Raw genomic sequence first — 11,254 nt, forward strand, 5'->3', positions numbered from 1 at the left:
TGCCCAACAATAGCTCAAAACCTCTGCCCTAGTATTTCTGAGTATTTATACTCATCGCAAAAGTGACACGCTCCCAAAGGTTACTACCAAAAGATACTGTATTAAGTTCGGTAGTGTTAAGTTTTGCGACATTAAGTTTTGCGAGCTTTTCGAGACTATTTGTGCGTTGTAGAGGGCCATCGATATCACAGCAGGTCTGTGAATTCGATCGCAACTTCCGAAAACAACCGTGCTAAAATTGTAGATATAAACAGAAGAACTTAAACACCGAGTCTGCTGAGGAAAAGGGATTATGAAACGTCATCTACTAGCCGCTACTCTTTTAATTACTCCCCTACTATTGGCCGGCCCCGCTCGTGCCCAAAATCCGGATCATGTCAAACAGTTACTGTCAACCGGGCAATGTTTTAAGTGCGACTTGTCGGGAGCAAATTTGGCGGAAGCTCATTTAATTGGTGCAGATTTGAGAGAAGCGAATTTGCAAGGCGCCAACCTCTCAGGCGCCAACCTCGAAGGTGCTGACTTGACGGGCGCTAACCTGACGGGTGCTAACTTAACCGCAGTTTTCCTGACTAATGCCAGTTTAAATGGCGCAGACCTCGATCGGGCAAATCTGACCGCCGCCATCATTAACACCGCTGACGTATCCGGCGCATCAATGGAAGATATGACCATCACTGATGCCAAAATCTACAATACCCAAATCGGCGTCGGCGGCAGCTACGATCAGTGATATGGCAGAAGGAAGAAGGAAGAAGTGGATGTGAAAATGCAATAAAACCAACGTCTGTGACAAGCATCACTCCTGTGCTTGTGTCAAGTCACTGTTACATAACTTAACACTCTGTTACATTAATTTACATAACAGAGCAAAGGAAAAACAAGCGATGTATACCACAAACGAAAACGGAACCCTCAACAACTACGCCATTGTGCCGAAAATGTCTTACGCTCAGTACCCTTCACCCGAACAGCAGCGTCAGTATGCCCTTCAAGGTGCCGGTGCCGTCTTGTTGGTGACGTTCTTGATGTTCACTGCTTTCGTCGCTTAACCTCAAGTATTAGCTTTCAATCGTTTTTACTGCCTCTCTTCGGTCACAGGGGGGCAGTTTTTCAGTTTTTGATATCCTCACCCTACTTAGCCGTAAAGTTTCTAAGAATACCGAGTCATACAAGATTCTGGGCTATGCTTGCTTTCGCGTTCCAGAGATTAAATTAATTTCAGGGGATTTCTGATGAAGAAAAAGCTTTTCATTTCTGCTTTATTGACAGCGCTGACCCTCGGTTGTCTGACTGTCGTGCCAGCAATGGCAAACTTTCGATCGCACTTTGCCCCTGTTGCCCTGACGAGCGCGCCTGTTGCCCCAACGCTGGCTCAGTCTCCTGCGCCAGCCCGCTTGCCAAATGCCAGATTACCCAATGTCGTGATTCTGGCGACTGGCGGAACGATCGCCGGAACAGGCGCAACTTCCACCACAACCGCAGGCTATCAGGCTGCAACGCTGCCCGTTGAAAGTCTGCTCTCAGCCGTACCAGAACTGAAAAACATTGCCAATGTTACAGGCGAGCAGGTGCTGCAAATTGCCAGCGAAAACATGACCAACGAAGGCTTGCTGAAAATAGCCAAGCGCGTCAACCAGATTCTGGCACAGCCTGATGTCAATGGCGTTGTCATCACCCACGGGACGGATACTCTGGAAGAAACTGCCTATTTTCTCAACTTAGTTACCAAGAGCCAAAAACCTGTGGTGGTGGTGGGAGCAATGCGACCTGCTACGGCTCTCAGTGCCGACGGACCTTTGAATTTGTACAACGCGGTGGCGATCGCCGGCAGTCCAGAAGCAGCAGGCAAAGGTGTGTTCGTCAGCCTCAACGACCAAATTTCGGCGGCGCGCGAAGTGACAAAAACGAACACGACAAGCCTCAACACTTTCCAAGCCCATGACATCGGCTATTTGGGCTACGTTGAGCTGGGCAAACCCTACTTCTACAGAATGCCACTCCGCAAGCATACGGTGGCAACTCCCTTTGAAGTCAGCAGACTCACCGCACTGCCCCAAGTTGATATTATTTACGGGTATGGCAACAACAGCCCCGCATTGCTAAATGCTGCGATCGCCGATGGTGCAAAAGGCATTGTCTACGCTGGGGTCGGGGATGGCAGTATTTCTGTGCAGTTGGAACCTTCGGCGATCGCGGCCAGCAAAAAAGGGATCGCGATCGCGCGGAGTTCGCGCACGGGTGCAGGGCGAGTGGTGCGAAATGGGGAAGAAAAAGATGATGAAAACGGCTTCATTGTTGCAGATAATTTGACTCCTCAAAAAGCTCGCCTCCTGTTAATGCTGGGTTTGACGATTACAAGCGACACGCAAAAACTCCAGGAGATGTTTTACACCTATTAGGCGATCGATAACCCGGTTTCTTCAACAGACTTTATCGTCTAAATTCTATTTTTGGGGCGGGCGGAACGCCCACCCCACAAGAATTTCATCAAACTTGACTTACAAACTCAAATCCACCGCAATTCGATGCGCGCAAGCAAACCCAGAAAACGCCACCGCATTTAAACCCTGTCCGGGAAACGTACTGTCGCCCACACAATACAAACCAGGCATAGAAGTTCGATTAAACGGCATTCCCAGCAAACCCATTAACTTCTGTCGCGGAATCGGCCCGTAAGTTCCGTCTTCGCGCCCCAAAAAACGGCGGTGAGAACGCGCTGTCCCCACTTCCATATAATCCAAACCCGCATCTAAACCGGGAAAAATCTTTTCTAATCTTTCAATAATTCTCCCTGCCGCCTCTTCCTTTTTATCCTCGTATTCCTGCTGCGAAAGTCCTTCCCACTCTTCCATCCAACTCGACGTAAAAGCGTGAACGATGTGATATCCTGCGGGAGCTAAATCCGGGTCGAGCACGGTCGGAACTGACACCAAAACTGTTCCCTCCGGCGCTTCCATTTTGTCCCAATCTTCTAACAAAATATGGTGGCAGGCAGTACCGGCAGGGATTGCGCTTGCTTCCACTCCCAAATGCAAACTCAAGAAACTGGGGGCTTTTTGATAGCGCTGCTGCCATTTTTTCTCGCTAGCGGGCATCTCTTCTGCGGGCAGCAATTTCTCAAAAGTATCCCACCGCGTGGCGTTAGAAACTATCCGCTTTGCCCGGTAAACTTCGCCGGTGGCTAATTCGACTCCGACAGCGCGGCCGTTTTCTGTGATAATTTTTTTCGCTTTAGCTTTGTATTGAATTTGCCCGCCGAATTTTTCTAATCCTTCTACTAATTTTTGGGCAATTTGACCGACTCCGCCTTTGGGATAATTTATGCCGCCGTAATGTCTGTCGGAAAATACCATTCCGGCGTTAATCATCGGCGTCAAGTCTGCGGGTACTACAGACCAGTAGTAGCATTCCATGTCGATAAATTTCAGCAAAGTAGGGTCTTTTATGTAGCGCCGCGCAATGTCGCCAGTATTTTGAGGTAGATATTTTACTAATCCCAAACAGGCTAAAGGATTTTGAAAAAAGACTCGAACCAGATATCCGGGTTCTTCTAGGGATAGCAATTCCATCCCGTTGAGGCAGTTGAAGACGTTCCAGCATTCGCCGTAAAATTTGTGGATTCCTTCGCGTTCGTGAGGGAACCTGTCAGTTAATTCTTGCAAGTATTTGTCATAAGGCTGGGGAACTTCTAGATCCAAGCCGTCGGGTAAGTGATAGTGAAGCTGTACGGGGTCGGGAATAGTTTCTAGGGTGACGTTGACTGCTTTCAGGGCGCGGGTGAGGAGGTTGGTGGTGCCGCGCTGTCCGAAGCCAAAAATCATGGAGGCCCCGACATCAAATCTGTAGCCTTCTCGATCGAAATATCCAGCGCTACCCCCCGGAATTGTGTAGCTTTCGAGTACCAAAACTTTGGCTTTCTTAGCGGCTAGCTGGGTGGCTGTCACGAGTCCGCCAATGCCGGAACCGATGACAATTACATCAAACTTTTGCTCTGTCGGGCGGGAGTTGGGAGAAAATAACTGGGATTGGGTAGGAGCTGACATCAGGTTAAAAATCTTAATATTTCTATAATATTACAGTCGATCGCTCTAGAAGGAAGAAGGAAGAAGGAAGAAGGAAGAAGGAACAAAAATAAACTATTTCCAATGCCCGATGCCCGATGCCCGATGCCCTCTTTGCTCCATGCCCGATGCCCGATGCCCCTGCTTCCAAAAAAAATGCGGGAACAGTCTACCATTGCCGACTGCCCCCGTCTGCCGATCCTTTGAGAGGAGAACACTAAAAACTACTATAGGGTTATTGCTAATTAATGTCAATACTATTGGAAAAATATTTCAATAAGCTCTCGGAGGTCGATCGGCAAATGGGTTCTAAGGGACGGCTTGTGCTTGTGGCAATAGTCCGGCCGTCCGGCAGTCGGGCGGGGGTTTGAACCCGCGACGGCAATCTTGAAAATGGTGCCTGATGTCGATTCTCACTCTCTGGCTTGTATGCGCCCTCAAGGATGTGATAAGTTGCACAGAGCGATCGATCGCCCGTTGGCCAAGCCCTCGAAGACGATCGACCGCACCGCATAAAATCCCTCAAACCTAGCAATCTTCCCAATTTTATAATGTCCCTGCAACTGCGCGTTTACGTTCCTCCGCATCCGTTAATTAAACACTGGCTGGCTGTTGCCCGCGACGCCGCCACCCCCTCGGTACTTTTTCGTTCTGCGATGACAGAATTGGGAAGGTGGCTGGCTTACGAGGCAATTCGAGAGTGGCTGCCGACAGTGGAAACAACGGTGCAGACGCCTTTGGCAGAATGTCCGGCGACTTTTATCAACCCGGAAGCTCCGTTAGTTGTGATACCGATTTTGCGGGCGGGTTTGGCACTGCTGGAAGGAATTCAGACGGTTGTGCCGCTGGCTTCGGTTTACCACCTCGGCATGGCAAGGAATGAGGAGACGCTGGAACCGACTTGTTATTTGAACAAATTGCCAGCGCAGTTTAACCCCCAAACGCGGGTGATAATTAGCGAGCCGATGCTGGCGACTGGCGGCACGATTGTGGCGACAATGCAGGAATTGACGCAGCGAGGAATTGACCCGAGCTTGATTCGGATTATCTCTGTGGTGGCTGCTGCTCCGGCTTTGCAGAGGCTGAGTGCAGAATACCCGAGTTTGAATATTTACACGGCAACGATCGACGAAACAGTCAACGAACAGGGCTTTATTGTACCTGGTTTGGGAGATGCGGGCGATCGAACTTACGGTACATGAACCAGTCAGTCAATTTTAGATTTTAGATTTTAGATTTTAGATTGACTCGGCAGATACAGCAGATTCCAGGTTGATGAAGGACACCGTATATCTATATCCTCCGTAGGGACACGGCATTGCCGTGTCCCTACCAACCTGGAATACGCTGTAAATCTGGGGGCTGGTATCCGTATTTCGGTGCGGTGAGTTGTTTCAGGAATCATTTGCTGAAATCTCCGGCGAAAAAGATGACCCTGGTTTGGTAAAAGCAGGCACAGAGAAAGTTAGAATCAAAAGTACAAGTCAAAAATAAATAGCGTTTAGCACTCATTGCCCGTGAAACTTGATTCTGTACCGCCAAGCTTGTCTGCTTCTGACTCAGTAAACCCTAATTACGATTTGCCACAACAGGTACAAATACAAATAAAAGAGGCTTCAGAGATTTGTGCTGCTTTAACCCCGGAGCCGGCTGAACTTTCAGTGAGTGCAAATCCCGATATTTGTCAGGAAGAAAAGAAACTGGAGTCGAAGCACTGGGCAATTTTTGCCTCGACTTTTGCAACTATTTTTTTGGCTGAAATTGGAGACAAAACTCAGCTCGCGATTTTGCTGATGACGGCTGAATCTCGGAATCCTGGGATTGTGTTTGCGGGTGCGGGTTCGGCTTTGATCGCAACCAGTTTGCTGGGAGTTTTGCTGGGAAGGTGGCTGGCTAGTCGGATTGCTGCGAGAACTTTGGAGAGAGCAGCCGGAGGGATTTTGCTGGCGATTTCGGCGGTTCTGCTGTGGGAAGTGCTGGGTTAATTGTTAGCAATCCTGATGAAATTAAGCACTTTATATGGGTAAGGTGCGCACTGCGCACCCTAGAGATACTGAACTAATAACTGAAAAAAATATGAACTGGCAACTTTTGGGAATAACTTTTATTACAGTGTTTTTGTCAGAATTGGGAGACAAAAGTCAATTAGCGGCGATCGCCCTGGGCAGCAGTTGCAACTCGCCGCGGGCTGTATTTTTCGGCACGGCATCGGCGCTGCTGCTGGCGACTTTAATCGGCGTTTTAGTTGGGCAAGGCACGGCGGAAGTGTTGCCGGAGCGACTGGTAAAGGGGATCGCAGCGATCGGATTTGCGGTGATGGGCTTGCGCCTGCTGTGGCCGAAATCTGAATTATCTGATGTGTCAGAAGAATCCGAATAAGAGGAAACGGCAGTGCCGTTTCCTACCCTTATTCATTGTAGGGAAACGGCACTGCCGTTTCCTAATTTTTATCGTTGATTAAACTTGGTTTTGGTAGCACCAGCCGAGCAGCGTAGCGCCGACAGCCAACTTCAGCGCTTCCAAGCCAAAATAGCCTTGGTGCAGTAGATTCATCCCGGCGGGCACTTCTGCTGCGTCAGCGAACAGATTTAGCTGCATTCCCAAGGCGCTCATTTGAGGTGTCAGAGCGTAGGTGTCAATCAGGGCGATCGCCAGAAGTACCAATGATAATAAGATTGCTGTGCGGCTGCGCTTGCCGAAGTCACCGAGTAAATTGCTCAAAACCATCAAACCCGTTGCCACCAAGCCCGAACAAATTAACTCAACGCGGTTGAATCCCCAGAACATCAAATTTCCGGCTGTTGCAAACTCGGGAGATGTCATCATGCCCGATACAAAGAAGCTGGGCATAATTACTAGATCGATAATCACGCTACCGCTGAGCCAAAAAATTAAGGCTACCATGACAATTGCTTGCCAGCGGGGTCTGATTGATTCGATTCTCGATGTAGTAATAGCTGTCATAACTCAACCTCTAAAATTTTTTCTGCCTTTTCTAGAGCTTAACTAACTTTTTCCTCAAATCGTGTTAAGTATTTTTAAATTAATGGTAACTTTTGTGTAACATACCCTGAAGAATTGTTAAGCTCACTTATGTTTGTCATCACCTCGGTTAACTAATACTAATAATTCGGAAAAAGTACGGAATAAATTAATAATTACTCACAGGACTTACGCACTGCGACCAAAGACACCGGGTTTTTGACCGTGATTAAAGGCTATAACGTATGTTCATAAAAAAAACCGGGTTTCTGCGTCTAGGACTAACTCCTAATTTAAGTGTATATGCCTAAACTTCAATTATCATCTTGGTTGCCCCATCTCCCGCCTCAAGTCTGGATTCTTGCCGCCGGCAGATTCCTCTCCCAAAGCGGCACCGGTTTTACTTTATTTTACGCGCCGATCTTTTTTGTCGATCGCGTCGGCTTATCTGCAACTGCTGTTGGCATCGGTTTGGGTAGCGGTTCAATTTCGGGAATATTGGGCCGCGTTTTGGGCGGTTCTTTTTGCGATTCCCAATTTTGGGGAAGGCGGCGAACTTTATTGCTGGCGGCAATTATTGCTGCTGTGGCTTCTTTTGTACTGGCGGCTGCTAATGATTTTACTGGTTTAGTTGCGGGCAATTTACTGATGGGTTTGGGCGTGGGTTTGTATTGGCCTCCAACCGAGACGATGGTGGCGGATTTAACAGAGGGCGAACAGCGACAGGAGGCTTTTGCTTTGACGCGGCTTGCTGATAATTTGGGTTTGCAAGTTGGGATTATTTTGGGCGGTGTTTTGATTGCGTTAACGGGGAATTATCGATCGCTCTTTATTATTGATGGTATCTCGTTTTTAGTGCTGTTTGCCGTAGTTGCGATCGCGATCGCCGAAACCTACAAACCAGCTACTCCAGCGGATAGAGGCAAAAAAAATCTGAAAAATGGCTGGATGGTGGCGCTGAGCGATCGAAGTCTTCTAGTCTATGCTTTAGTAAATACTCTTTTCACTCTATACATTTCCCAAATCCAAACCACGATGCCGCTGTACTTTAGCAAATTTGTGCAGGTGGGGACATCGGGAACGGGTTTTTCAACAGGTACAATTACCGTTTTGTTTGCTTTTAGCACGTTTTTAACTGTGGCTTTACAACTGCCTGTTGTTAAAGCTTTGAGGCGGTTTTCCCATCCGAAAGCTTTGATGATTTCTGCGCTGCTGTGGGGAATGGGATTTATCGCGATCGGCTTGACGGGAATGGCTGCAACTGGCAATCTATTTTTAGCTGTTTTAGGCTTGAGCTTTTTGTCGCTTGCGACTGTTGCTTATACGCCTTTTGCTTCTGCTTTGGTGGTGGATTTAGCGCCGGAGTCTTTGCGGGGCGTGTATTTGGCGGTTAATTCTCAGTGTTGGGCGATCGGGTATTTAATCGGGCCACCGCTGGGCGGTTTCGCTTTGGATCAAGGTAAATGGGCGGCGGATAATTTTTGGCTGGGTTTGGCTCTTAGTGTCATGGTGGCTGTTGTGATTTTGCAAAAGGTCGATCGAATGTTGAAAAAATAGTTGCTTAGGAATGAAAATTTAATAACTTAAGCTATTGCTCGTTACTTTCGCTGTGCCTGGTAATGCAGATCCGGAGGAAGAGCCTCCTTTTTTCTTGCAACTTACAGGAGAGAGGACTGTAGGAGGTGTTTAAGTTATTAAGTTTTCGATCCTTAAATAATACTTGTGTGATACATAATCCAGATAAATAACTCACAAAAAATACCTAGCAGTCTCAAACTCTCAGAGGCAATTGTTTCACTTATCTTATTAAACATATAAAAAATATTAACTCAAAACATTGTGTGTTTCGATACCGAATAGGTTTAGAATTCCTAGAAAGCTAATACCAATTTTACCATCAATTTTGTGAGGAGTTCTAGTGAAAGCACATTTACTATTTAGTGCAGGCACAGTAGGTTTACTGTATATACTTGCCGGTTCTTTACCATTGTCTGCGATGCCTATCATCGCAGAGAAAGAAACAGTAGGCACTCAAGAGTTAAAAGAAAAAGAGTCAGAGGCTAAAACTAGCCTGAATAAAACTGTTGAAAATCCGGTCAAACTCCCTGAAACATCTAAATTGAAATTAGTTGAGGGGCTGCAAGTTGACAATACCGTCTCAACAACCAATCAACTCGCCAATTTTCCCCAAGCAACGGCCAACCTCAATCTTCCCGAAACAGCAGCATTAACCGCAGAAAATCCGCCAGAAACCTCATTAAACTTAGCCGAAAAACCAGCAAACCCAACCCCACCAGAAGTCACAGAAAAAATATCTGTTCCCCCTTCCCAAAAACCCCAGACACCAGCCGAAGTCACAGAAAAAATATCTGTAATTCCCGCCCAAAACCCTGCACCAGTTATTGCCCAAACCGAAACTTCTACTGCCGAAAAGTTAGCTGAAATCGAAAACAGCGCTTCCTTAGAACCCGCAGCAACCAACAGCCAAACTTCAGAATCCAGCGAACTCCAGCAAGTAACATCTGTATCTCAACTCTCCGACGTGCGCCCGACAGACTGGGCATTTCAAGCCCTGCAATCTCTTGTAGAAAGATACGGCTGCATAGCGGGATATCCAGACGGCACATTCCGAGGCAATCGGGCAATGACTCGCTATGAATTTGCCGCCGGTTTAAACGCTTGCTTGGATAAAGTTAACGAGTTAATTAAAGCAGGTACGACCAATTTAGCCACGAAAGAAGACTTAACCACACTGCAAAGATTGCAAGAAGAATTTGCAGCAGAATTAGCTACTTTGCGCGGTCGAGTCGATGCTTTAGAATCCCGTACAGCGGAACTAGAAGCCAATCAATTTTCGACAACCACTAAACTCAGTGGCGAAGCAATTTTTAGTGTTGCCGATACAACCAAAAACAATCACAGCGATACCCAGACAGTCTTAAATTACCGACTGCGACTGAATCTGCTGACCAGTTTCACAGGGAAAGATACCCTAATCACAGGCTTGCAAGCTTACAACATTCGCAGCTTCGGGCCTCAGTTAGGTTTGTCAACGGGGGCATTTAGCGGTTTGTCGGACAGTCAGGCAAGGCTGAGTTCTGAGCCGCAATTTCCAGGCATCAATCCTCAGAATCTATCTAGCATTGGCGCGAATACTGTTGAACTTTACAAGCTGCTTTACGTGTTTCCAGTTTCTAACAGCATCACTCTATTTGCTGGCCCGAAAGCAGAAACTACCGATGCTTTTCAAGCAATCACTCCCTTTGCCGGAGAAGGGCAAGAAGCTATCTCTAGATTTGCAGCTTACAACCCTGTAGTCCGCGTATCTGGAGGCACTTCGGGCAGCGGTTTGGCATCGGCAGGCGGGTTTATTTGGAACATTTCCAAAAAGGTCAATCTCACAGCTTTGTACGGCAGTGTAAATGCTGCTTTGCCCAATGATGAAGGGTTTCCAGCTACTCCGTTGGGGGCGGGTTTGTTTAATGGCAGTACCGTTGCTGCGGCACAGTTAACGATTAAACCAACTAGCAGTATTGACATTGGTTTGAATTATGCTCATAGTCGCCACCAATTGAATATTCTTGCTACAGGATTATCTGATGCGGATTTGGGTTCAATTTTGGGAAGAGATAGACAACCTGTTAGTGGCGGGCTGAGGATGAATTCTTTTGGCGGTACAGCAACTTGGCGGCTTTCTCCAAAAATTGCTGTTTCTAGCTATGGAGGTTGGATAATTGCTGATGCTGAAAGAAGCAATGCTTCTACAACTTTCAACAGTTGGATGGTAGGTTTCCATTTCCGAGATTTGTTCAAACAGGGCAATAATGCAGGTATTCTGTTTGGACAGCCTTTGGATCGGGATTCGGTAAGCGGTGGTGCTCGTTTTCAGGAAAATAAAGCAACTCCTTACCATTTGGAAGCTTATTATCGTTTCAAAGTGAACGACAATATCAGCATTACACCGGGCGCTTTTGTGTTGTTCAATCCTGAAGGTACTAAGAATAATGACACTGTAGGCGTGGGAGTTCTTCGCACTACTTTTACTTTCTAAGAAGTGGCGATAATATAGCCCTTGTGTGGGGCGGAGGCGGGTTTATTCAGCTTATTTGTGAGTGGCCAATAGGGTTGATGAACCCGCCCCTTGTATCTTAAAAGAGTCAGGCGATCAAACCGTAGACCGCAGGCTATAGAACCGCAGACACGGTTGT

At 47.2% G+C, this 11,254-nt stretch carries 11 protein-coding genes; 9 read left to right on the forward strand and 2 right to left on the reverse strand.

Annotated elements, in window-relative coordinates:
• The first annotated feature begins 292 nt into the window (after window positions 1-292).
• The 3 genes from QUA02_RS31820 to QUA02_RS31830 all read left to right on the forward strand — a co-directional run bounded on the left by QUA02_RS31820 (window position 293) and on the right by QUA02_RS31830 (window position 2,402).
• Window positions 293-733, forward strand: a complete 441-nt coding sequence (locus QUA02_RS31820; RefSeq protein ID WP_333033685.1) for a pentapeptide repeat-containing protein — start codon at window positions 293-295, stop codon at window positions 731-733.
• A gap of 154 nt (window positions 734-887) precedes the next feature.
• Entirely contained in the window at window positions 888-1,052 is a 165-nt protein-coding gene (psb34, locus tag QUA02_RS31825) for a photosystem II assembly protein Psb34 (protein WP_333033686.1), read from the forward strand.
• Window positions 1,053-1,235: 183 nt separating this feature from the next.
• Window positions 1,236-2,402, forward strand: a complete 1,167-nt coding sequence (locus QUA02_RS31830) for a type II asparaginase (protein ID WP_333033687.1) — start codon at window positions 1,236-1,238, stop codon at window positions 2,400-2,402.
• Between the two features lie 99 nt (window positions 2,403-2,501).
• On the opposite strand, the gene crtH is transcribed toward QUA02_RS31830, so the two are convergent.
• Window positions 2,502-4,046 carry a carotenoid isomerase gene (crtH, locus tag QUA02_RS31835; protein ID WP_333033689.1) on the reverse strand — a complete coding sequence of 515 codons (1,545 nt, stop codon included), beginning with the start codon at window positions 4,044-4,046 and terminating at the stop codon, window positions 2,502-2,504.
• A gap of 411 nt (window positions 4,047-4,457) precedes the next feature.
• Here crtH and QUA02_RS31840 point away from each other — a divergent pair, with 411 nt between their 5' ends.
• The 4 genes from QUA02_RS31840 to QUA02_RS31855 all read left to right on the forward strand — a co-directional run bounded on the left by QUA02_RS31840 (window position 4,458) and on the right by QUA02_RS31855 (window position 6,443).
• Complete coding sequence (locus tag QUA02_RS31840) at window positions 4,458-4,580, forward strand: hypothetical protein (RefSeq protein ID WP_333033690.1); 123 nt, start codon at window positions 4,458-4,460, stop codon at window positions 4,578-4,580.
• Window positions 4,581-4,615: 35 nt separating this feature from the next.
• The gene (upp, locus tag QUA02_RS31845) at window positions 4,616-5,266 is read left to right on the forward strand and encodes a uracil phosphoribosyltransferase (protein WP_333033691.1); all 651 of its coding nucleotides are present in this window, start codon (window positions 4,616-4,618) and stop codon (window positions 5,264-5,266) included.
• A 315-nt stretch (window positions 5,267-5,581) separates the two neighbouring features.
• The gene (locus QUA02_RS31850) at window positions 5,582-6,049 is read left to right on the forward strand and encodes a TMEM165/GDT1 family protein (RefSeq protein WP_333033693.1); all 468 of its coding nucleotides are present in this window, start codon (window positions 5,582-5,584) and stop codon (window positions 6,047-6,049) included.
• A 91-nt stretch (window positions 6,050-6,140) separates the two neighbouring features.
• Window positions 6,141-6,443, forward strand: coding sequence for a TMEM165/GDT1 family protein (locus QUA02_RS31855; RefSeq protein ID WP_333033694.1), 303 nt, complete (start codon window positions 6,141-6,143; stop codon window positions 6,441-6,443).
• A 78-nt stretch (window positions 6,444-6,521) separates the two neighbouring features.
• Here the strand turns inward: QUA02_RS31855 and QUA02_RS31860 are convergent, their stop codons facing one another.
• Window positions 6,522-7,028 (reverse strand): hypothetical protein, encoded by a 507-nt coding sequence (locus tag QUA02_RS31860; protein WP_333033695.1) that lies wholly within the window; start codon window positions 7,026-7,028, stop codon window positions 6,522-6,524.
• Window positions 7,029-7,349: 321 nt separating this feature from the next.
• Here QUA02_RS31860 and QUA02_RS31865 point away from each other — a divergent pair, with 321 nt between their 5' ends.
• Window positions 7,350-8,603, forward strand: coding sequence for an MFS transporter (locus QUA02_RS31865; RefSeq protein ID WP_333033697.1), 1,254 nt, complete (start codon window positions 7,350-7,352; stop codon window positions 8,601-8,603).
• A 361-nt stretch (window positions 8,604-8,964) separates the two neighbouring features.
• Entirely contained in the window at window positions 8,965-11,097 is a 2,133-nt protein-coding gene (locus tag QUA02_RS31870) for an iron uptake porin (RefSeq protein WP_333033698.1), read from the forward strand.
• Window positions 11,098-11,254: the final 157 nt, after the last annotated feature.

The sequence above is a fragment of the Microcoleus pseudofavosus SVA1_A4 genome, from assembly GCF_036700565.1.
Lineage (GTDB): Bacteria > Cyanobacteriota > Cyanobacteriia > Cyanobacteriales > Microcoleaceae > Microcoleus.

Excerpts from the sequence above, each read along its gene's own strand:
- upp (WP_333033691.1), top strand. The coding sequence starts at position 4,616 with ATGTCCCTGCAACTGCGCGTTTACGTTCCTCCGCATCCGTTAATTAAA.
- crtH (WP_333033689.1), bottom strand. The coding sequence starts at position 4,046 with ATGTCAGCTCCTACCCAATCCCAGTTATTTTCTCCCAACTCCCGCCCG.
- QUA02_RS31840 (WP_333033690.1), top strand. The coding sequence starts at position 4,458 with ATGGTGCCTGATGTCGATTCTCACTCTCTGGCTTGTATGCGCCCTCAA.
- QUA02_RS31855 (WP_333033694.1), top strand. The coding sequence starts at position 6,141 with ATGAACTGGCAACTTTTGGGAATAACTTTTATTACAGTGTTTTTGTCA.
- QUA02_RS31830 (WP_333033687.1), top strand. The coding sequence starts at position 1,236 with ATGAAGAAAAAGCTTTTCATTTCTGCTTTATTGACAGCGCTGACCCTC.
- psb34 (WP_333033686.1), top strand. The coding sequence starts at position 888 with ATGTATACCACAAACGAAAACGGAACCCTCAACAACTACGCCATTGTG.
- QUA02_RS31820 (WP_333033685.1), top strand. The coding sequence starts at position 293 with ATGAAACGTCATCTACTAGCCGCTACTCTTTTAATTACTCCCCTACTA.
- QUA02_RS31860 (WP_333033695.1), bottom strand. The coding sequence starts at position 7,028 with ATGACAGCTATTACTACATCGAGAATCGAATCAATCAGACCCCGCTGG.
- QUA02_RS31865 (WP_333033697.1), top strand. The coding sequence starts at position 7,350 with ATGCCTAAACTTCAATTATCATCTTGGTTGCCCCATCTCCCGCCTCAA.